The organism is Kitasatospora sp. NPDC058046 (genome assembly GCF_042885595.1).
GTDB lineage: Bacteria > Actinomycetota > Actinomycetes > Streptomycetales > Streptomycetaceae > Kitasatospora.
This window is the reverse complement of the sequence record NZ_JBHVRS010000007.1, coordinates 210,980-231,970: the sequence shown is the minus strand read 5'-3', so window position 1 is coordinate 231,970 and position 20,991 is coordinate 210,980. Positions and strand designations below refer to the sequence as shown.

Sequence of the window (20,991 nt, the reverse complement as noted above, 5' to 3'; positions counted from 1 at the left end):
CACCGCCCTGGGGCGGCTCCTCCGACCCCCTTGGAGTACCCCCGTGCCCTACTGGACCAGAAAGGCGGCCGGCGCGCTGGCCACGCTCTGGCTCGCCTCCGTCGCCGTCTTCCTGCTGCTCCGCCTCGCCCCCGGCGACCCGGTCTCCGCCGCGCTCGGCGCCGAGGCCGACCAGGAGCAGCGCGACCGGCTCGCCGGCAGCCTCGGCGTGGACCGGCCGATGCCCGTCCAGTACCTGGGCTGGCTGCACGGACTGCTCACCGGGGACCCGGGCAGCTCCTTCCACTACCGGGAGCCGGTCACCCGGCTGATCGGCCAGAGCGTCGGCAGCACCGTCCAACTCGCCCTCGTCGCCGGGCTGCTGATGCTGGTCCTCGGCCTGCTGCTGGGCGTCGCGCTGGCCGCCGAGCGCCGCGGCCGGCTCGCCCGGGTGCTCGACCCGCTGGCCACCGCCCTGCTGGCGCTGCCGGTGTACGTCACCGCCGTGCTCTTCGTCTTCGTCTTCGCCGTCCTGCTGCGCCTGCTGCCCGCCGGCGGCGAGCGGGACCTGTTCACCGCGCCGGACCTCGCCGTCCAGTACCTCGCCCTGCCCGCCGTCGCGCTCGCGCTGCCGGGGGCGGCGGTGCTGGCCCGGCTGCTCGCCACCGAGCTGCGCCGCACCCGGCAGGAGGAGTTCGTGCTGACGGCCGTCGCCAAGGGGGCCTCGCCCCGGCGGGTCCTGGCGCGCCATGTGCTGCCCAACAGCCTGGCCCCGTTCTGTGTCGAATTCGGCCTGCACCTGGGCGAGTTGCTCGGCGGCGCGGTGGTCGCCGAACAGCTCTTCGCCCGGCACGGCCTGGGCCAGCTGCTGCTGGACGCCATCAACCAGCGGGACTACCCGGTCGCCCAGACCCTGATCATGCTCGCCGTCGCCGTCGCCGTACTCGTCCAGCTCGGCTCGGAGCTGCTGGTCGGCCGGCTCGACCCGCGGATCGCCCGCGCCGGCACCGGGGAGGACCGGTGACGAGCACCCTCGCCGTACGCCGCCGCCGGTTCGCCCCGCCCGCGCTGCCGGCCGCGCTGCGCACCCGGCGCGGCCGCACCGGCGCGCTCCTCGTCCTCCTGGTGGTGCTGCTGGGGCTGCTCGGCCCGCTGCTCGCCGCCGACCCCTACCGGCAGGGCCCGGACGCCCTGGCCGGGCCGTCGGCGGCCCACCTGCTGGGCACCGACGAGGTCGGCCGCGACCTGCTCGCCCGGGCCCTGGCCGGGATCCGCACCGAACTGCTGGTCTGCCTGCTGGCCGTCCCGGCGGCCGCCGTGCTCGGCACCGCGCTGGGCCTGCTCGGCGGGCTGAACCGGCTGCTGGGCGAGGCCGTCCAACGGTTGTTCGACCTGCTGCTCGGCCTGCACGGCGTCCTGCTCGGCCTCGCGCTCGCCCTGCTGGTGCGCCCGGGGCTGGGCACCGTGGTGGCCACCATCGTGCTCAGCGCGCTGCCCTCCTTCGGACGCCAGGCGCGGGCGGCCCTGCTCGCCCAGCTGGCCCGCGACCACGTGGTGGCGGCCCGGGTGCTCGGCGTGCCGCGCGGCCGGATCCTGCGCCGCCACGTGCTGCCGAACGTCGTCGACGCCACCACCGCGCTGCTGGCCGTCGCGATGGCGCACGCCGTCAAGACCGAGGGCGGCCTGAGCGTGCTGGGCCTCGGCATCCAGCCGCCCGCCCCCTCGCTCGGCACGATGATCAACACCGGCTCCAAGTACCTCTTCCTCCACCCGGGTTACGCCCTGGCGCCGGTCGTCCTGCTCGGCCTGCTGGTGTTCGGCCTGACCCTGCTCGCCGACTCGTTCAACCGGGAGAGACTGCGGTGACCACGACCGATGCCCTCACAACGGCCCGGGCCAAGACCGCCGTTGCCGTGCCGGGCCCGCCGCTGCTGGAGGTGCGCGGCCTGCGCGTCACGGCGGGCGGCGGCGAGGCGGTGCGCGGGGTGGACCTCACCGTGCGGCCGGGCGAGATCCTCGGCCTGGTCGGCGAGTCCGGCTCCGGCAAGACGCTCACCGCGCTGGCCGTCAACCGGATGCTGCCGCCGGGCTGCCGCAGCACCGGCGGCACCGTCCGGTTCGACGGCACCGACCTGCTGGCCCTGCCCGAGCCCGCCGTGCGCGCGGTGCGCGGCCGGCGGATCGGCATGGTCTTCCAGGACCCGCTGGCCCACCTCAACCCCCGGATGCCGGTCGGCCGCCAGCTCGCCGAGGCCGCCCTGGTGCACGGCGCGGGCCGCCGCGAAGCCCGGACCCGGGCGCTCGAACTCCTCGACCTGGTCGGCATCGCCGAGCCCGCGCGCCGCTACCGCGACCGGCCGCACGAGTTCTCCGGCGGCATGCGCCAGCGCGTGCTGATCGCCATGGCGATGGCCAACCGGCCCGAGCTGCTGATCGCCGACGAGCCGACCACGGCGCTCGACCCGAGCACCCGGGTGGAGATCCTGGACCTGCTGGTCCGGCTGCGCGACGAGACCGGCACGGCCGTCCTGCTGATCACCCATGACCTCGGCGTGGTGGCCCGCAGCTGCGACACCGTCCAGGTGATGTACGCCGGACGGATCGTCGAACGGGCGCCCACCGCAGGCCTGTTGGCCGCGCCCCGGCACCGGTACACCGCCGGGCTGCTGGCCGGCGTGCCCCGGCTGGACGGCCCGCCCGGCGCGCCGCTCACCGTCATCGGCGGACGCCCGCCGGCGGCGGGGGAGGTGCTGACCGGCTGCGCCTTCGCACCGCGCTGCGCGGCCGCCACCGACCGCTGCACGACCTCGGCGCCGGGTTGGACCGACACCGGCGACTCCGGCTTTTCCTGCCATCTCCCGGTGGCACAGGCGGTGGTGACGGAACGTCAGATCGTCGAGGCGCGACGGGCGGAGCGGGTCGCCGAGCCCGTCCTGGTCGCCGAGGGCCTCACCGTCCGCTACGCCCGCCGCCGGCCCCCCGCGCTGGACGGCGTCAGCCTGGGCGCCGCGCCCGGCCGGGCGGTCGGGGTGATCGGCGAGTCCGGCTCCGGGAAGTCCACCCTGGCCCGCGCGCTGCTCGGGCTGGTGCGCCCGCAGGCCGGGACGGTCCGGGTGGACGGCCGGTCCTGGGCCGGGGCCGACCGCGCGGAGGAACGCGAACTGCGGCGCCGGGTACAGCTGGTCTTCCAGGACCCGTACGCCTCGCTCAGCCCCCGGATGACGGTGCGCGAGGCGCTGGCCGAGCCGCTGACGACCCACGGGCTGCGGGACCGCGACCCGCGCGGGCTGTGCGAGCTGGTCGGCCTGCCGGAGGCGGTGCTCGACGCCCGGCCGCACCGGCTCTCCGGAGGCCAGCGCCAGCGGGTCGCGATCGCGCGGGCGCTGGCCGTCGGCCCGCAGGTGCTGGTCGCCGACGAGCCGACCTCCGCGCTGGACGTCTCGGTCCAGGCGCAGATCCTCAACCTCTTCGCCGACCTGCGCGAACAGCACGGCGTGGGGCTGGTGTTCATCTCGCACGACCTCGCGCTGGTCCGGCACCTCTGCGACGAGGTGCTGGTGCTGCGGCACGGCCGGGTGGTCGAACGGGCGCCCGCCGCCGAGCTGTTCGCCGCGCCCGCCCACCCGTACACCCGGGAGCTGCTGGCGGCCGCCGGCGCGCCCGAACCGCCCCGCCCATGACCGGACCCTGGAGCCCCATGCCTGCCGTGAACCCCTCCCGCCGCCAACTCCTGCTCGGCACCGGCGCGGTGGCCGCGCTCTCGGTGCTCGGCCCGCCCGCCGCCGCGGCGGCCCCCGCCGCGCCCGCGGCCCGCGAGCCCGAGGTGACCGGACTCGGCCCCGGGAACAGCGACTTCCCCCTGATGAGCGCCACACTGATCGACGACACCCTGTGGATCGGCTCGCGCAACCTCGCCCCCGCCCGGGTGATCGGCTACCACCTGCCGACCGGCCGGGTCACCGCCACCGTCGACCTGCCCACCGGCAACTTCGTCCAGGGCTCGGCCGCCCACGGCGGCGTGCTCCACCTCGGCGTCACCGACGCCCCGGGCGCGGCCAACCTCTACCGCTTCGACGGCACCCTCGCCGCGCTCGGCAGCGTCCCCGGCGCCGACGTGCGGGACGTGGCCGTCGCGCCCGACGGGACGGTCTACGCGACCGGACGGCAGAAGGGCCGGGCCGCCGGTCCCGGCCTGTACGCCTGGAGCCCGGCCACCGGCGCCGTCACCGAGGTCGCCTCCCCGGCGCCGAACGCCACCCAGGGCCGCGCCGTCGCGGCCACCGCGACCCACGCCTACCTCGGCGTCGGCAGCAACCTCGCGGGCGGCGGCGGGGCGACCCGGGCCAGCCTGTACGCCGTCGAGCGGGCCACCGGCGCCGTCACCGACATCACCCCGCCCGACCTGCGCGGCGACACGATCATCCGCCGGATCACCGTCCTCGGCGACGACCTGCTGGCGGTGTCCACCGAGGGCGCGCCCGCCCACGTGGCGCTGCTCGACCCGGCCGACCACCGGGTACTGCGCTCCTTCGCCGTCCCCGGCACCAAGAGCGTCACCAACTTCCAGCGCCGGGGGGACACCCTCTGGTTCACCTCCACCGAGCACGGCGTGCTGTGGCGCCACGACCTCGCCACCGGCGCGCTCGACCAGCTCGCCGTGCCGGTGCCGGACGGCAACTCCTGGGGCCTCGGCCGGCTCGGCGACACCCTCGCGGGCGTCACCGAGGGCGGCACCGTCTGGACCCTCGACCTCGGCACCGGGGCCGTCGCCACCCGGGACCTGGTCGAGGCGGGCGCCCCCGCCGCCGCCCAGCTCGGCATGTCGGTCGCGGCCCGCGCCGGGCGGGTCTACGTCGGCGGCAACGGCTCGCTCGCCCTGCACGACCTGGCCGCCGGGACCGTCCGCAAGCTCCCGGTGCCGGGCGAGGCCAAGGACACCGTGGTCCTCGACGACGGCACCCTCTACCTGGGCGTCTACTCCTCGCAGGGCATCTGGCGCTACCGGCCGGGAAGCGACCCGGCACCCGTCAAGGAGGCCGCGCTGCCGCAGGAGCAGAACCGGCCGCAGGTGATCCGCCGGGACCCGGACAGCGGCCTGCTGCTGCTCGGCGTCCAGGCCGACACCACCGGCGGCGGCTCCTTCGTCACCTACCGCCCGGGCAGCGGCCGGCCCACCGTGCACACCGACCCGCTCGGCCCCGAGCAGCTGGTGCGCGCCGTCGCCGCCGGGCACGGCCAGGCCTTCCTCGGCGGCGACAACGCCCGGCCCACCGGCCCGCGCGGCGACCTGGCCGCCTGGGACCCGGTGGCCGGCCGCGAGCTGTGGCGCACCGCGACCGACCTCGGCGCGGGCGTCAGCAGCCTCGCCGTGCTCGGGAACACCCTGTACGGCCTGACCGTGAACGGCCGGGCGTTCACCGTCGACCTGTGCGGCTCGCGGCGGCCCGGGTTCGTGCCGGTGATCGGGCGGCGCGCCGACCTGGGGGCGGTGTCCGGCGCCAACCCGCGGCTGCTGGCGCTCGGCGGGGCCCTGTACGGGGTCAGCGAGCGCAGCCTGTTCCGGCTGGACCGCGACACCCTGGCCGCCACCGTGCTGGTCGGGCTGGACGCCGAGTGGTACAGCGGCGCCCGGCTGGCCGCGGACGAGCACGGCGTGCTCTACACGCTGCGCGGGCGCGAGCTGATCGCCGTCCGGCCGTAACGACCGCGAGGGAAGGGGCCGGCCCGGGCGGGCCGGCCCCTTTCGCGTCAGCGCGCGGCGTGCGGCACGAAGCGCGCGAACGGGTCGGCGACCTCCGCGCAGTGCCCGGCCAGCAGGCCCCGGAAGCGGTCGAGCAGCGCCGCGTGCCGGGCGTCGACCGCGAGGTTGACCAGCTCGCCGGGGTCGGCGGCGAGGTCGAAGAGCTGCTCCCGGTGGTCGCCCCAGGCGTAGCAGACGTACTTGTGCCGCCCGGCGCGGACCATCCGGCCCAGGGCGTTGTTGAAGCCGGGGATCTCCCAGCGGGTCTCGACCACCACGCTGTCGTGCGGCCGCGGCGTGCGGACGCTGCGGCCGGGCAGCCCGTCCGGCCCCTCGATCCCGGCCAGGTCGCAGAGCGTCGGGATGAGGTCCAGCCCGGCCGCGACCAGCCGCTCGTCGACCGCGCCGGCGGCCACCCCGGGGCCGGTGACCACCAGGGGCACCCGCACGCACTCCTCGTACAGGGCCCACTTCTGGTTCCAGCGGTGGGCGCCCGCGCCGTCGCCGTGGTCGGAGCTGAACACCACCACGGCCTCCCGGTCGCCGCCGCGCTCCGCCAGCGCGGCCAGCAGCAGGCCGATGTGCCGGTCCACCCGCTCCACCAGGGCGTAGTAGGCGTGCCGGTAGCGGCGCCAGTCGTCCTCCCGCCAGTGCTCCGTCGGGTGGGTGTGCGGCTGGGCCAGCCGGGCCAGCCGGGGCAGCGCCGGATCGTACGGCCCGACCGGGAAGTTGGCGGGCAGCGGCGGGAGTTCGGGGACGGGCGGCGCGGGCGGGAGCGGGCCGGTGCGCGGGTCCTGGCCGCGGGCCCACTCGCAGATGCCGTGCGGCTCCAGGAAGGAGGCGACCAGCAGGAACGGCCGCTCGCGCGGCGCGCGGACGAACCCGGCGGCGGCGCGGGCGAGTCCGGCGTCGTCCCCGCCCGCCGGGTGGATCCGGCGGAAGCCCCGGTCGGCGGGCAGGTCGAGCTCCGGCAGGTGCCACTTGCCGCCGTAGCCGCAGTCGTACCCGGCCTCGGTGAACAGGCGCCCGAGCAGCGGGTCCTCGGGGCCGCCGGTGTTGCCGGTGACGCCGACGGTGCTGGGCAGGCGGCCGGTCATCAGGCTGGCTCGGGAGGGGGTGCAGAGCGGCTGGGCGCAGTAGGCGTTGGGGTAGCGGGTGCCGGCGGCGGCCAGCGCGTCCATCGCGGGGGTGCGCAGGTACGGGTTCCCGGCGGCGCCCATCGCGTCGGCGGTCTGCTGGTCCGTCAGGATCAGGACGACGTCGGGGCTCTGTGGATCCGGCACGGGTCAGGCCATCCGTTCGTAGGTGTGCGGGTCGAGCGCCCGGCGCAGTGGGGCCCCGTCCAGCCAGCGCTCGAACTCGCCGACGACCAGGTCGCCGAGGCGGCGGCGCTCCAGCCCCCGGCTGCCCGCCAGGTGCGGGGTGACGACCACGTTGGGCAGGGTGAACAGCGGTGAGCCGGGCAGCGGCGGCTCGGGGTCGGTGACGTCCAGCACGGCGAAGAGGTCCGGGCGTTCGGCGAGGACGGCCAGCAGCGCGGGCTCGTCCAGGACGGCTCCGCGCGCGGTGTTGACCAGGGTGGCGCCGGGCTTCATCGAGGTCAGCAGCCGCCGGTCGACGAGGCCTCGGGTCGCGGGGAGCAGCGGGGTGTGCACGCTCACCACGTCGGCGGCGGCGAAGAGTTCGTCCAGGCCGACGGCGCGCACCCCGGGCGGCACCGGGGCGTACGGGTCGTGCGCGAGGACCTCGACGTCGTAGCCGCGCAGCATCTCGCAGACCAGGCGCCCGGCCGCGCCGAGCGACAGGACGCCGACGGTGGAGCCGTACCCGCCCGGGGTGCGGGCGGCCGGGACGGCGGCGCGGGCGGCCCGGGCGTCGAGGACGTGGCGCCAGCCGCCCTTGAGGGCGTAGACGATCTGGGCCACGGCGAACTCCGCGACCGGGACGGCGTTGGCGTGCGCGGCGGTGACGATCGGGACGCCCGCCGCCCAGAACGCCTCGCCGGCGATCCGGCGCACCGAGCCGGCCGCGTAGAGCACCAGCCGCAGGCGGGGGAGCCGGGCCAGGGCGGCGGCGTCCAGGACGGGTCCGCCCCAGCCGGTGAACAGCACCTCGACGGCCCGCAGCGCCTCCGGTGCGGCGGCGGCCAGCCGCTCGGCACTCCACACCCCGTCGGGCGAGGCCGGGTCGGCCAGCACCTCGGCCCGGGCGGCGACCCGGGCGCGGGCCCGCGGGCCGTAGACGTCGGGGAAGCGCTCCGGGTCCATCGCGAAGGCGGCGGTGGGCATCCGGTTCTCCTCGGGTCGCGGGCGGGCACGGCGGACCGCCGGCGCACAAGGAGTTTCTATCATAGTGAGAAATAGTAGGGGGAGCCGGTGGAGCCGGCCGGGCCCCGGACCTCAGCGGGTGATGAACGTCGCCCCGTCCGCGAGCCGGACCGCCGCCGCGGCCGCGCCGACCAGCTCGGTGGTGGTGCTGTGCACGACCACCAGGCGCGGCAGGACCGGCACCCGCCCCTGCAGCCGGCTCTCGATCGCGGCCGGCAGCTCGCCCCCGCTCTCCCAGAACAGCCGCCCGCCGAGGGCGATCAGCTCCGGCGCCAGCACCGTGCTCAGGTTGGCCACCAGCAGCGCCAGGTCGTCGGTGAGCTCGCCGATCAGCCGCACCGCCGCCGGGTCGCCCTCGCGCCCCAGCCGGAACAGCCCCGCCACCCGCTCGGCCGGGGTGCCGGACACCGTCAGACCGGCCTCGGTGATCCGCCGGTCCACCGCGTGGTCGCCGATCCTCGCCTGGGTGTCGCCGGTCCGCCCGAGCGGCCGGTCCAGCGCCGCGTGCCCGGCCATCAGGTGGCCCAGCGCCCCGGCCGCGCCCAGCCGGCCGCGGTGCAGCCGGCCGTCCAGCACGATCCCGGCGCCGACCTCGATGCCCACCACGACGGCCGCCAGGTCGCCCACCCCGGCCGCGGCGGGCGACTCCCGCACGGCCAGCGCGACCAGGTTGACGTTGCTCTCGACCGCCACCGGGACGCCGTAGCGCTCCTGGAGCAGCACCCCCAGCCGCAGCCCGGGCCAGTCCAGCGCGGGCGCGAACTCGACCAGCCCGGTGCGGTCCCGGACCACCCCGGGCACGCCCACGACCAGGGCGCGGGGGGCGCCCGCGTGCCGCCCGGCCCAGTCCCGCAGGCCGTCCACCAGCGCGAGCAGCGGGCCGGTCAGCTCGTCGGCGGCGATCTCCCGCGGCCGGTCCGGGCCGGGGAACGCCCAGTGGTGCTCGGCCTCGTGCAGCACCGTGCCGTCCAGCGCGGCGACCACGCCGACGATCCGGCGCGGGCGCACCGCGATCGCCAGCACGGTCTGCGCGCGGGCGTTGTACCGGATCAGCTGCGGCGGCCGGCCGCCGCTGGACGGCGCCCGCTCCGTCTCCACCTCCACCAGCCCCTCGGCCCGCAGCACCTCCACCAGCCGGTGCACGGTCGCGGTGCTCAGCCCGCTCTCGGCGGCCAGCCGCTGCCGGGACAGCGTGCCGTGCCGCCGCAGCACCTCCAGCAGGACGGTCTGGTTCACCTGGGCGACGGTCTGCGTCGTGGCGGTGGCGGGGGTACGGCTCGGGGGCATCGCGCGCTCCTCGGACCGGGCCGGGCCCGGACGGTCAGGACTTTGTCTCAGCTTGAATATATCCTTGGCCCGGCCCGCTCCGCCCTCCTCGCCCGCGCGGGTCGCCGTGCCCGCCCTGCCCTGCCCGCCCTGCCCTGCCCGGGGCGCCCGACGAACGACGGAGCCGCCGTGCCGCTCGCCCTCTCCACGCTCGGCCTCCCCGGGCTCCCGCTGGCCGGGGCCGCCTGGCTCGCCGCCGAGCACGGCTGGGACGGGCTCGAACTGCGCTGCGCCGAGGGCGAGTCCGTCCACCCGGCGATGACCCCGGGGGAGCGTCGTACCGCGGCCCGCGTCCTGCGCGCCCACGGCCTCACCCCGCTCGCGCTCGCCTGCTACGTCGGCGTCGCCGCCCCCGGGCCGGACCGCCCGGTGACCGACGCGCTCCGCGCCCACCTGCGGCTCGCCGCCGACCTGGGCGCGGCCGGCCTGCGGGTCTTCCCGCGCGGCGGCGACGGCCCGCGCGCCGAGGCCGACGACCGGGCCGTCCGGCGGCTCGCGGAGGTCGCGGAGGAGGCCCGGCGGCTGGGCGTGCGGGTCCTCGTCGAGACCCACGACTCCCACCGGGGCGGACGGGCGGTGGCCGGGCTGCTGGCCCGGGTCGCCGACCCGGCCGTCGGCGCCCTGTGGGACCTGATGCACACCCACCTGGCCGGCGAGACCCCGGCCGGGACCCACGCGGCGCTCGCCCCGTACCTCGGCCACGTCCAGGTCAAGGACATCGCCGGCCCGCACGACCGCACCCCGCTCCCGCTCGGCGCCGGCGTCCTGCCGATCGCCGACTGCCTGCGCCTGCTGCCGCCCGACACCTGGGTCTGCTGGGAGTACGAGGCGCCCTGGCACCCGGCCGCCGCCCCGCTGCCCCCGCTGCTCCCCGCGGGCGCGGCCTTCCTCGCGGCCCTGCACCGCCCGTCGGGCTGAGCACCCCGCCCGCCGGGCACACGGGTGCGGGGCGCCGGCCAGGCCGACGCCCCGCACCCGCGGCGCCGCCGCCGGCCGCTCAGCTGTGCATCACGTCGTACTTCGAGGCCTCGACGAACTGCGGGGCCCACTTCTGCTTCAGGCGCAGGCAGTACCGGTTGAGCAGGTCGGCGAACGGCCCCATCGGGCGGCGGAAGTCGACGATCACGATGACCCTGGGCTCGTCGCTGTGGTTCTCCACCTCGTGCTCGAACGAGACGTCCAGGACCGTTCCCTCGCCCTCCCGCCAGGTGTAGTAGTCGCGGTCGAGCCTGATCCGCGGCGGGTTGTCCTTCGGGATCCGCAGGCCGAGGTGGTAGCGCAGCACACCGGCGTACGGGTCCCGGTGGGCCGGCAGGCCGACGCCCGGGTCCAGGATCGAGATGAACGCGTTGACCACGTTGGGCGTGGACATCGCGAAGTCGAGCAGCGCCGGGCAGTCCTTCCTGGCCAGCTCGTTGGGCCGGCCGTACATGTAGGCGTAGTAGAGGCGCCAGTCCTCCGAGACCTGGGCCGCGCGCACGGGGTCGAAGGTCCCGTAGGTCGGGATGCTCGTGCGGCTCAGGAGCGCGTCCACCTCCGCCCGGACGGCGGGGTAGACGGCCTCCAGGGCGCGTACCTCGGGAAAGACCGTGCGCGGGGGGATGATCCGCGGGCGGCCCTCGCCGCCCGCACCGCGCAGGAAGATCCAGTTGGTGACGGCCCGAAAACGCGGGTGGTTGACGCTGGGTGAGCCTTTCATCGTCCGCTCCCGATTCCGTGTGTCCTGAGACGTGTCATGAGTCGATGGCGATGGCTTTGTGGGGTGGCGGCGTGGTGAACCCGGCGATGTACCGGCCGGCTCCGAGCACCGCCACCAGGACGATCCAGCCCGCGACCGGCGCGGCGGTGACCAGGCCGGCGACGAGCAGCGGGCCGGCGGCGCCCTGGGTGGTCTCGCCGAGGACGCAGGCGCTCTGGTAGAAGCCGTGCTCGTCGGCCGCCGCGAGCACGGCGGACAGGCCCCACTCGCCCGCGGCCTCCAGCAGTTCGCCGCCGGTCAGCGCGATCGTGGCCGCGACGAGCAGGACCACCTGCCAGCCGGTCGGCGCGAACCGGACCAGGCCGAGCAGCAGGCAGCAGCCCGCGGTCCACACCGCGGAGTTCCGGAAGCAGCGCAGCGCTCCCTCGCGCGTCGCCGCGCGCCTGCTCACGGCCAGCTGACCGCCCACGGCGATCAGCGAGTTGAGCATCACCAGCCAGCCCAGCACGGACACCGGCACCGAGGCGTGCCGGGTGACCCAGAGCGGCAGCACGGTGCTGAGCAGCGTCGTGTGGACCGTCAGGATCCCCGTCGCCGCGGCCAGTGCGCCGGCGGTGCGCAGACTCCGCGCGCCGACCACCCCCGGTGCGCGGACGGAGGGGGAGCCGCGCCGGCCGGCGCCGAGCGAGGTGGTGGCGAAGCACGCCGCCATGACGAGGTAGCCGCCGCCGATCAGCAGGTAGGCGGTCTCGTAGGCGGACGGCGAACGGGAGGCCAGCAGCCGTACGGAGCACAGCGCGCCGAGGGCGAACCCGATGTTGGTGACGGTGCGCGCCCAGGCGAGCGCCTTGACGCTGTCGCCTCCGGCGCCGGCCAGCATCGCGCGGCGGACCACGTTGCCCGCGCTGTCGAAGCCCCCGGCCACGCAGAGCACGAGCAGCAGGGCCCACGGCGTGTGGACCCGGGCCGAGAGCGGGACCAGCAGCGCCGCGCAGACGGCGGCGACGCTGCCGACGGCGCGGCCCCGGCCCCGGTCGACGAGCAGTCCGGTCGGGACCGCCACCGCCGCCGAGGCCGCCCCCCAGAGCGTCAGGCCGGCCGTCGCGAGCAGCGGCGTCAGCCCGACGATCTGCAGCAGGTAGACCATCACGGTGGCGAGGAAGGCGCCCTTGCCGACGGACAGCACGAGCGTGGCCGAGAGCAGCGCACCGGTCCGCTCGGGCGGCCTGACCCGGGCCGCCGCCGCTACGCGGGCGAGCACAGCCCGCCCCGGGAGGCCTGCCAGGTACGGGCCGTGCCGTCCGGCTGCCCGAAGGTGAACCGCAGCGGGGCCAGGCAGCGGTCCAGGGCCCGGAGCATCGCCGCGTGGTCCGCCGCGCCGCCGCGCAGGAAGTCCAGCCGCATCGTCATCACGCTCGGTTCGAGCTCGCTGCCCACCGGCACCCGGGTGACGTAGTCGACGAGGCCCGGCTCCCGTTCGGCCTCCCGCACCCCGTCCACCCGGCGGAGCGCGCCGCCGGCCAGCGGCGGCAGGTTCCAGTACTGGAAGGCGACGTCCCCGGGGGCGGGTGCCGACGGTTCGACCGGCTGTCCGCAGGCCACCGCGATGCCCAGCTCCAGCAGGTCCAGGCCGGTGGTCCGCCGGTGCAGGTCGGCGATGAAGGCGCCGAGCCGCCCGTTGACCTCGATGATCCGCGGGCCCCGCGCGGTGAGCTTGATCTCGGTGTGCACCAGGCCCCGCCGGATGCCGAGGGCGCGGGCCGCCTCGGTGGCCAGCCGGGCGACCTCGCCGCTCTCGGCGGGGGACAGCTGGGAGGGGAAGAACTGGCCCTGCTCGCGGAACGGGTCGAGCAGCGGGAACTTGCCGGTGACGCCGAGCGTGTGGACCGCGTCGTCGGCGACGAGCGACTCCACGGACACGTAGTCGCCGAAGTCGCCCTCGTCCCGGCCGCGCAGGTACTCCTCGACCACGAACGGGCGCTCGGCGGTGGGCGTCAGGTCCGCGGGGTAGCCCTCGGCGTCCGCCACCAGATGGGTGTCGCGGCTGCTGTGGCTGTGGACCGGCTTGACGACCACCGGACCGGCCAGTTCCCGTACCGCCGCCAGGGCCTCCTCCCGGCTCGTCACCGGGATCGACCGGACGGCGTCCACACCGGCCCGCGCCAGCCGTCCGCGCTGCGCCCGCTTGTCGGTGAGCAGGGTGACCGTCTCGGCCTCGTGGAACAGCAGCCCCAGCCCGTCGCCGAGCCGCGCGGTCAGCGGGACCAGCGGCTCGCTGAACGTGGTGATGCCGCAGGGCCGGTGGGGACGCAGCAGGGCCAGCGCCGGCTCCGGCGCGTCGGGCTCGCACTCGACGACCGGCCCGAACCCCTCGTACGCCGCCCGCTCCGGCGCCCCCAGGGCGCCGGCGACGGCCACGAAGACCGGGCGGAGGCCGCGGGCCCGGACCGCCGCGGCGATGGCGGCGGGGCCGACGGCCGCGCCCGGGACGACAGCGACGACGACGGTGCTCATCTCTCACCTGACTCTGTGTCGGACAACCGGTAGACCTGGTCCTTGAGCTCCTCGATGCGCCGGTGGTCGCGGTGGATCGCGTCCGCGGTCCCGGCGCACTGGAAGATCCTGAGCGTGCTGGAGTAGAGGTCGACGGTCGGCCGGATCCGGTCCCCGGGCCCGAGCTTCAGGTTCAGGCCGAACACGCTCTCCAGCCCGGCGATCCGCCGCACCGCACGCTCGTCGACGCTCTCGACCACGCCCGACAGCGTGGTGGAGGTCGTGCAGCAGACGGCCTCCTCGAACTTGTGGTAGCCGCGGCCCGCGTACTCGGCGGCGAACCGTTCGGGCCGCAGGTACGCGAGCGCGCTGAGCGTCGCCTGGTTGGCGCCGGTGCAGCGGTCGTGGAACCCGGGGTGCATGTTCCCGGCGATCCGCGAGCCGACCTCCACCAGCGCCGGCCCGTCGGCGGTGACGATCACCTCGGCGTGGCTCGGCCCGTGGCGGACCCCCAGCGCGGCGAGCGCCCGGTCCACGTAGTCGGTCAGCTCGGCCGCCGGCGGCTCGGCCGGCGACAGCAGGCGCTCGCGGTCGTAGATGTTGCGGCCCGAGGGCAGCAGGCGCTTCTGGTACTCCCACACGCCGCACACGTAGCGCCGGCCCTCGTGGGAGACCATGTCGACGACGTACTCCGTCCCCTCCAGGTAGGACTGGACGAGCGCCTCGCGGTTGGGCGAGCCGTAGATCGTCTCGGTGTCCAGGACGGCCTTCGCCGCGGACCGCACCTGCTCGGCGTCGGCGCAGACGACGACCCCGTCGCCGGCGGCGGAGTCGAGCGGTTTGACGACCACCGGATAGCGCCCGGCGCGCTGCGCCCAGTCCACCAGGGCCTGCGGGTCGCCGCTCTTGAACTGGTCGGCGCAGTGCAGGCCGGCGGCGCGGAGCACCTCGATCATCCGGTACTTGTTCCGGCGGGCCTCGGAGAGCTCCGTCCCGTTGGTCGCCAGGCCCAGCCGCTCCGACAGCCGGTCCGCGAGCAGCACGCCCGGCTCCTGTCCGGCGAGCACGCACACCGGTGCGTACCGTGCCAGCTCCGCCACCGTCCGGTCGAGGTCCTCGTGGACGATGTTCGCCCGGTAGACGGTCAGGTCCGGGGCGGGCATGGAGGGCATCAGCCCGGGGGTGCTCTGGACGTGCACCAGATCCGCACCCAGGGCGGTGAACTCCGGTGGCAGGTAGCCGCCGGAGGTGTAGGCGTCGACCAGTACGGCGACCGGCCTGAGCTGTGACAACGTTCCTCCTCGTCATGTCGGTCGGACGGAGCCCGCCGGGCGGACGGCCTCAGCGCGGAAGCCTCCGCGGCGTGCTCCTCCGGGGGGTGCGGGGCACTCAGACCTTCTGACGGGTGGGGCGGAGCCGGATGTCGTCGAGGTGCACGTGGGTCGGGCGGCCGACCGCGAACTCGACGACCGACGCGACGTCCTCCGGGGTCAGCAGCGGCCCGCTCTCGGCGGCGACCGCCTCGAACCACGCGCTGTCGTAGCCGGCGGCGTCCTGGAAGCCCGAGCGGACGAAACCGGGCTCGATCAGGGTCACCCGGACGTTGTGGGCGCAGACCTCCTGGCGCAGCGCCTCGACCAGCGAGTGGACGGCGAACTTGGTCGACCCGTACACCGGGTTCGCGGCCGAGACCTGCCGTCCGACGGTCGAGCCGATGACCACGATGTCGCGGACCCGCCGCCCCCCGTCCAGCTCCGCCTGCCGCACGAACTCGGCCGCGGCGTCCCGGAGCTGGTGGAGGACGGCGAGGACGTTGACCTCGATCAGCCGCTCCCAGCGGGTGGGGTCCGAGCCGAGCACGGTGCCCGGCAGGCCGTGCCCGGCGCAGGCGACGAAGATGCTCGCCGCCTCCCACTCCGCCGCGGCCGCGGCCAGCAGCTCCCGCGCGTGCCCGGGCGTCGTCACGTCGCCCGGGAAGGGCCGGACCGCCCCCGGGGCCTGGTCCGACTCGGCCGCCAGGTCGGCGAGCCTCCTGCCGTCGCGGCCGGTGGCCAGCACCCGCACGCCCTGCCGGGCGAAGCGCGCGGCGATCGCGCGCCCGATTCCGGAGGAGGCCCCGGTGACCACGGCGACCCGCTTCTCGTCCATGCCTGTTCCCTGTCTGTCGTCCATGTCGGTTACCTGGTGCCCGCGGAGGGGAGTTCGCCCTGCTGCCCGAGGCCGGTGAAGAAGGCGTGCAGCCAGGAGCCCGTCACCTCGGGGAACTCCACCCCCAGCCGGGCCAGCAGCCGCCGGGTGCGGGTGTGGTCGTACCGCACGTTGCGGTCCGGTCGGCCGGCCCAGAAGTGCGCGAGCGAGAGCTGCTCCCCGCCGTCGCCGAGGTAGCGGCCGAACAGCTCCGCGAAGCCTTCCGCCCCGTCCTCGGCCAGGGCGTACCCCTGGTCGCGCAGGACCGTGAAGAGCCGCTCGTAGGACACCTCGTGGTGGGTGTCGAGGTGGAAGGTGCCGCCCCGCACCCGCGCGCTGCGCGAGATCTCCAGGATGCCCCGCGCCACCACGTCCACCGGGCTCAGCGCGAGGGTCAGGGCGCCGACCCGGGGCACCCGGCCGATCCGCACCGACGCCCGCAGCAGCTGGACCAGCCGGTTGTCGCCGCCGTTGCGCTGGAAGCGGCCGGACACCGAGTGGCCGCTGACGTTGCCGGAGCGGTAGACGAACGCGTTGCCGCCCTGGGTGGCGAAGCCCTGCACGAGGCGCTCGGCGTCGTACTTGCTGCGCTCGTACTCGTTGAGGAACTCCTGGCCGATGTCCAGGCTGTCCTCCGAGAAGACGGCCGGCTCGCCCGGCGCGCCGCCGCCGCAGACCGCGAGCGTCGAGACGTAGTGCAGGTCCTTGGGCCGGCCGGTGGTCGCCAGCCGGATCATTGCCCGCACCGGCTCGGTGTTCTGCCGGTCGAAGGACTCGCGGTCGCCGAACAGCCTGGTGTCGGCGGCCAGGTGGTAGAGCGCCTCCGCCTCGTGGCACAGCCGTCGGTAGTCCGGCTCGGCGAGGCCGAAGTCCGGTTCGGCGAGGTCGCCGGCCAGCACGGTGAGCCGGTCGGCGTACGCGTCGAGGCGACCGTCCGGGACGTACCAGGCGTAGGCGTCCGCCAGGCGCTCGGCGGGTGTCCGGCCCTCCTTCGCGCGCACCAGGCAGACCACCTTCGACCGGGTGCGGGTCAGCAGGAGGTCGAGCAGGTGCGCGCCGATGAAACCGGTCGCGCCGGTGAGCAGGACGGTGCCGTACGCGCGGACGGACCCGGCGGGCGGCTCGCACTCCAGGGCGCCCGGCACCTGGGCGAGGAGCCCGGTGCTCGATCCCGACTCCAGCACGAACCGGCCGTCGGCGGGCGGGAGCCCCGCGCCGCGCAGCAGGTGGTCGCGGGTGGCGCGGGCCAGGTCGAGCATCCGCTCGGGGTCGTGGCGCGCGGGCGTGTAGGAGAGGTCGGCCACCAGCTGCCCGTCGTGGACGCGCGCCGTGAGCTTGAGGCCGTAGCCGCGGTCGTTCTCCGGGCCGCGGACCGGCCCCACCGGGTGGCGCGAGGGCCGCAGGTGCAGGTCGTCGCCGAAGGGCAGGGCGAACGGGCCGAGGTAGTTGAAGCAGACGTCGGCCCGCTGCGGCTGCTCGTGCAGGCCGTAGGCGACCCCGAGGGCGGGCACCTCGGCCAGGGCCGCCGCCGCGGACTTGCCGGTGGCGGCGAGGTCCCCGGCGACGGTGCGCACGCTGACGGGGAACGTCGAGGTGAACCAGCCCACCACGCGGGAGACTTCGAGTGTCTCGTCGAAGCAGATCCGGCCGTGGCTCTCCACGTCCGCGACGAGTTCGTCCGTGCCGAGCTGCTCGGTGAGCGCCTGGGCGAAGGCGCCCAGCAGTGCCGCGTGGGCGGGGATGCCGGAGCGGGCCGCGGCCTCGGTCAGGGCGGCGCTCTGCGCGCGCGACAGCCGGAACCAGAGGGCCTGGGCGTCGCCCTCGCGGTTGTCGCCGGGGGCGCCGGGCCGTGGTGCGACGGCGGGCAGCCGGGCCAGGGAGTCGAAGTGCGCGAGGTCCCCGCGCAGTTGCGCGGCCCGGTCGCGCAGGTGGGTGGCCCACTGGCCGAAGCCGGTCGGGCCGGGGGCGGTGGTGGGCTCGCCGCCGCGCAGCCGCTCGCTGTAGCAGCGGCTGAGGTCGCTGACGACGATGCGCCAGGAGACCGCGTCGATCGCCAGGTGGTGGCAGATCAGCAGCAGTTCGGCCCGGCCGTCGCCGAGGAAGAGGTGCACCTTGAAGAGGTTGCCGTCCGCGATGCGGATCTCCCGCTGGAGGGCGGCCGCGACGTCCCGGACGGTCCGGGCGGCCGGGCCGTCCTCCTCGGGCAGCCGGGACCAGCTGAACGCGTCGGCGGGATCGACGAGTTCGCGCCGCCGGCCGTCGGCTCCCGGGCGGAACGCGGTGCGCAGCATGGGGTGCAGGCCCACCACGTCGGCGACCGCGGCGGCCAGCTCGGCCGGCCGCGGCGTGCTGTCGGTCTCCAGCAGCAGGGCCTGGTTCCACTGGTCGGGCTGGGCGAACTCCTGCCGGAAGAACCAGGTCTGGGCGGGGGAGAGCGCACGGTCGTCCGCGACGACCCGGGCGGCGGACGCGCGGCCGTGGTCGTCGCCCCCGCGGTCCTCCCGCAGCCGGGTGGCCAGGGCGGCCGCCGTCGGCTCGGCGAGGAAGGCCGCGGCCGACACCCGGTAGCCCTTGGCCTGGAGGTCCGCGATGACCTGGATGGCGTCGATCGAGCTGCCGCCGGCCTGGTCGAAGTCCTGGTCGACCGCGAAGTCGCCGTGGCCCAGGTGCCGTTGCCAGGAGGCGAGGACGTCGGCGAGCACCGGGTCGCCGTCGTCGGCGGCGGGGTCGGACAGACGGGGCGTGCGCTCGGCGAGCCGTGCTTCGAGCAGCTCCCGGAGGGCGGCCTGGTCGGTCTTCCCGTTGGCGTTGCGCGGGAAGGCGTCGAAGGCCTCGATCCGGTCGGGGACCATGTGCGCGGGCAGCAGCTCCCGCAACTCCCGTCGCAGCGTGGCCGGTTGGACCGCCGGACGGTCGTCGGCGGCCGGCACCACGGCGGCGACCAGCATCGCCCGGTCCCTGGTGAGCAGGACGGCCACCGCGTCGGCGACCGCCGGGTGCCGGCGCAGGCCCGCCTCGACGTGGCCGAGTTCGATCCGGTACCCGCTGACCTTGACCTGCCGGTCGCCCCGGCCGAGGAACTCCAGTACGCCCCGGGAGTCGGCGCGCACCCGGTCGCCGGTGCGGTAGGCGCGTCCGAGGGCCGGGTCGAGCCGCGCGAGGTCGTCCGTGAAGGCCGCCGCGGTGGCCTGCGGGTCGTCCCGGTAGCCGAGCGCCACCGACGGGCCGGCGATGTACAACTCGCCCACCGCGTCCCGGTCGTGGAAGGTCCCGTCGTCGGCGCGGACGAGGAGTTGGGTGCGGCCCAGCGCGGTGCCGATGGGCACGGAGGCGCCGTCGAGGGCGTCGAGGTCGCTCGCGGCGGTCAGCCGGTGCGCGGCGACGCCCACCGTCGCCTCGGTGGGCCCGTAGTGGTTGACGAGGTTCCGGGTGACACCGGAGTCGAGGATCCGGCGGGCCAGCGGCAGCGCCAGCAACTCCCCGCCGAGCAGCAGGAAACGCAGCCCGGGCCGGGTCGTCCCGTCCTGCCCGAAGGCCCGGAAGACCACGCTCCAGTGCGAGGGGGTGGTCTTCAGGACGTCCACCCGGTGGTCCTGGAGGTAGCGCAGGAGCGCCGCCGGGTCGCGCCGGGTGGCGTCGTCCACCAGGTGCAGCGTGCCGCCGGTCCACAGCGGGAGGAACAGGCAGGTGTTGCCGAGATCGGCGGCGAGCGTGGTGACGTGCGCGTAGGAGAGCGGTTCGGTGATGTCGAGCCGCTGGAGCAGGGACTCGGTGTAGTGCCGGATGTTGGCGTGCGAGACCTGCACGCCCTTGGGCACCCCGGTGGAGCCCGAGGTGTAGAGCACGTAGGCCGTGTCGTCGTCGGCGGGCCCGGGTTCCGTAGGCCCGTCGGCGGGGGCCGGCGGGGGCACGAGGCCGCCGCCGGCCTCGTGCCCGTCCGCCACCCGCAGTCCGGACCGGCGCAGCTCGCCGTGGTGGCGCGGCTCGGCGAGCACGAGGTCGGGGGCGGCGAGGGCGAGCCGGTTCGCCCCCTCGGCGACCGGCTCGGTGGGTTCGACGAGGGTGAAGGCCGCGCCGGCGCCGAGGACCGCCAGCTGGGCGACCACGGCGTCGGCCGTGCGGTCGAGATGGATGCCGACCAGACAGCCGCGACCGATGCCCGACGCCCGCAACAGGTCCGTCAGACGGTCCGCCCTGGAAGCGAGTCGGGCGTAGGTCAGACGTTCCCGACCCACGACGACGGCCGTTCGATGCGGGTGGGTTCGCGCGTGTGCGCGGACGAGCGCCGGGAGCATGCCGAAGTCCTCTCTGCGTGTCGACGGTCGATTCGAAGGCTGTGGCGGGAGCGGCGTCAGCTCCAGTAGACGAGCGGTTCCCTCGGGCCCTTGGTGGCGATGAACGCGGCCGCGCCGACCCGGTGTTCGTCCTCGCCGCTGGTCACCGCGTGCAGCATCCGGGGGCTGAAGATGATCAGGTCGCCGGCCTCGGGGTGGATCACGTGGACCGGGGGCTCCACGGAGTCGGGCTGCAGGCCCTCGACGTCGAGGATCGTCGCGGTCTCCTCCGGGGTCGGCTCGCGCAGCCAGAGGTGCAGGTCGCCGCCCTTCTTCGGGACCTGGAGGTAGACGTTGGCGACCAACTGGTTGAGCACGCCCGCGATTTCGGGGGCGTCGGTCTCCTGGTCGATCGCGTCGTTGTGCGGGTAGAACTTCGAGGTCGAGGGCTGGAAGACGCGGAAGGCGCCGACGAAGCAGGCCCGCTCGCGCAGCCGCAGCAGGTTGGCGCCGGCCGGCCACAGTTCCTGCAGCTCCAGGCGCACCCGGTCGATCGGCGAGAGGTACGGGTGGAACATCGAGCGGACGTCCTCGATGGCCGGCAGGGCGCTGTCGTGGTACTGCTTCGTCAGCTCGGCGTCCCACTTGGTGTCGATGTGCGGCATGTACACCCGTCCGACACTGCTGGTGTACTGCTTGTGGTAGTGCCCGAGCGCCTGGTGGTTGATCGCCTTCTGGGCGACCTGCTCGGCGATCTCGACGGGGTAGTAGCCGCGTACGTGGATCGCGCCGATCTCGCGCTCGGCCAGCTGGAGCAGGGTCCGGGCGGTGAGTTCGGTGGCGATCTCGTTCGTTGCCGACCTGACGACGTGCGCGGTGGCGGTCATGAGCGTGCTCCTGGGAAAGCGACGGGACAGGACTGTGCGCGCGCCTCCGGCGTTCAGCGGGGCGTTGGTGCGGTGGAGG

At 75.8% G+C, this 20,991-nt stretch carries 15 protein-coding genes; 5 read left to right on the top strand and 10 right to left on the bottom strand.

Annotated features, from left to right (window positions below):
- Nucleotides 1-43 precede the first annotated feature (43 nt).
- The 4 genes from ACFVU7_RS17365 to ACFVU7_RS17350 are packed head-to-tail and all read left to right on the top strand — an operon-like array spanning nucleotide 44 to nucleotide 5,680.
- Nucleotides 44-1,003, top strand: a complete 960-nt coding sequence (locus ACFVU7_RS17365; protein ID WP_074003745.1) for an ABC transporter permease — start codon at nucleotides 44-46, stop codon at nucleotides 1,001-1,003.
- Nucleotides 1,000-1,845, top strand: a complete 846-nt coding sequence (locus tag ACFVU7_RS17360; RefSeq protein ID WP_388045786.1) for an ABC transporter permease — start codon at nucleotides 1,000-1,002, stop codon at nucleotides 1,843-1,845. The genes ACFVU7_RS17365 and ACFVU7_RS17360 overlap by 4 nt, the downstream gene beginning before the upstream one ends.
- Entirely contained in the window at nucleotides 1,842-3,659 is a 1,818-nt protein-coding gene (locus ACFVU7_RS17355; protein ID WP_388045784.1) for a dipeptide ABC transporter ATP-binding protein, read from the top strand. The genes ACFVU7_RS17360 and ACFVU7_RS17355 overlap by 4 nt, the downstream gene beginning before the upstream one ends.
- A gap of 17 nt (nucleotides 3,660-3,676) precedes the next feature.
- A complete protein-coding gene (locus ACFVU7_RS17350; RefSeq protein WP_388045782.1) occupies nucleotides 3,677-5,680 on the top strand; it encodes a hypothetical protein in 2,004 nt (667 codons plus the stop codon).
- A 47-nt stretch (nucleotides 5,681-5,727) separates the two neighbouring features.
- Here ACFVU7_RS17350 and ACFVU7_RS17345 read toward each other — a convergent pair whose 3' ends face one another.
- The 3 genes from ACFVU7_RS17345 to ACFVU7_RS17335 form a co-directional block, all read right to left on the bottom strand.
- A complete protein-coding gene (locus ACFVU7_RS17345; RefSeq protein WP_388045780.1) occupies nucleotides 5,728-7,002 on the bottom strand; it encodes a sulfatase in 1,275 nt (424 codons plus the stop codon).
- 3 nt (nucleotides 7,003-7,005) lie between these two features.
- The gene (locus tag ACFVU7_RS17340) at nucleotides 7,006-8,007 is read right to left on the bottom strand and encodes a hydroxyacid dehydrogenase (protein WP_388045778.1); all 1,002 of its coding nucleotides are present in this window, start codon (nucleotides 8,005-8,007) and stop codon (nucleotides 7,006-7,008) included.
- Between the two features lie 111 nt (nucleotides 8,008-8,118).
- Nucleotides 8,119-9,333, bottom strand: coding sequence for an ROK family transcriptional regulator (locus tag ACFVU7_RS17335; protein ID WP_049656563.1), 1,215 nt, complete (start codon nucleotides 9,331-9,333; stop codon nucleotides 8,119-8,121).
- A gap of 168 nt (nucleotides 9,334-9,501) precedes the next feature.
- Between ACFVU7_RS17335 and ACFVU7_RS17330 the strand changes: the two genes are divergently transcribed.
- Nucleotides 9,502-10,290 (top strand): sugar phosphate isomerase/epimerase family protein, encoded by a 789-nt coding sequence (locus tag ACFVU7_RS17330; RefSeq protein WP_388045777.1) that lies wholly within the window; start codon nucleotides 9,502-9,504, stop codon nucleotides 10,288-10,290.
- Between the two features lie 79 nt (nucleotides 10,291-10,369).
- Here the strand turns inward: ACFVU7_RS17330 and ACFVU7_RS17325 are convergent, their stop codons facing one another.
- From ACFVU7_RS17325 to ACFVU7_RS17295, 7 genes are all read right to left on the bottom strand, one after another.
- Nucleotides 10,370-11,071 carry an aspartyl/asparaginyl beta-hydroxylase domain-containing protein gene (locus tag ACFVU7_RS17325; protein ID WP_049650443.1) on the bottom strand — a complete coding sequence of 234 codons (702 nt, stop codon included), beginning with the start codon at nucleotides 11,069-11,071 and terminating at the stop codon, nucleotides 10,370-10,372.
- Between the two features lie 34 nt (nucleotides 11,072-11,105).
- Nucleotides 11,106-12,332, bottom strand: a complete 1,227-nt coding sequence (locus ACFVU7_RS17320; protein WP_388045776.1) for an MFS transporter — start codon at nucleotides 12,330-12,332, stop codon at nucleotides 11,106-11,108.
- The gene (locus tag ACFVU7_RS17315; protein WP_049650441.1) at nucleotides 12,317-13,585 is read right to left on the bottom strand and encodes an ATP-grasp domain-containing protein; all 1,269 of its coding nucleotides are present in this window, start codon (nucleotides 13,583-13,585) and stop codon (nucleotides 12,317-12,319) included. Before ACFVU7_RS17315 ends, ACFVU7_RS17320 begins: the two co-directional genes overlap by 16 nt.
- Entirely contained in the window at nucleotides 13,582-14,856 is a 1,275-nt protein-coding gene (locus ACFVU7_RS17310) for an ATP-grasp domain-containing protein (RefSeq protein ID WP_049650440.1), read from the bottom strand. Before ACFVU7_RS17310 ends, ACFVU7_RS17315 begins: the two co-directional genes overlap by 4 nt.
- Nucleotides 14,857-14,953: 97 nt before the next feature.
- Entirely contained in the window at nucleotides 14,954-15,736 is a 783-nt protein-coding gene (locus tag ACFVU7_RS17305; protein WP_234348280.1) for an SDR family oxidoreductase, read from the bottom strand.
- Nucleotides 15,737-15,741: 5 nt separating this feature from the next.
- Nucleotides 15,742-20,046 carry an amino acid adenylation domain-containing protein gene (locus ACFVU7_RS17300; RefSeq protein ID WP_388045774.1) on the bottom strand — a complete coding sequence of 1,435 codons (4,305 nt, stop codon included), beginning with the start codon at nucleotides 20,044-20,046 and terminating at the stop codon, nucleotides 15,742-15,744.
- 56 nt (nucleotides 20,047-20,102) lie between these two features.
- Complete coding sequence (locus ACFVU7_RS17295; protein WP_117486672.1) at nucleotides 20,103-20,912, bottom strand: 2OG-Fe(II) oxygenase; 810 nt, start codon at nucleotides 20,910-20,912, stop codon at nucleotides 20,103-20,105.
- Between the last annotated feature and the right edge of the window lie 79 nt (nucleotides 20,913-20,991).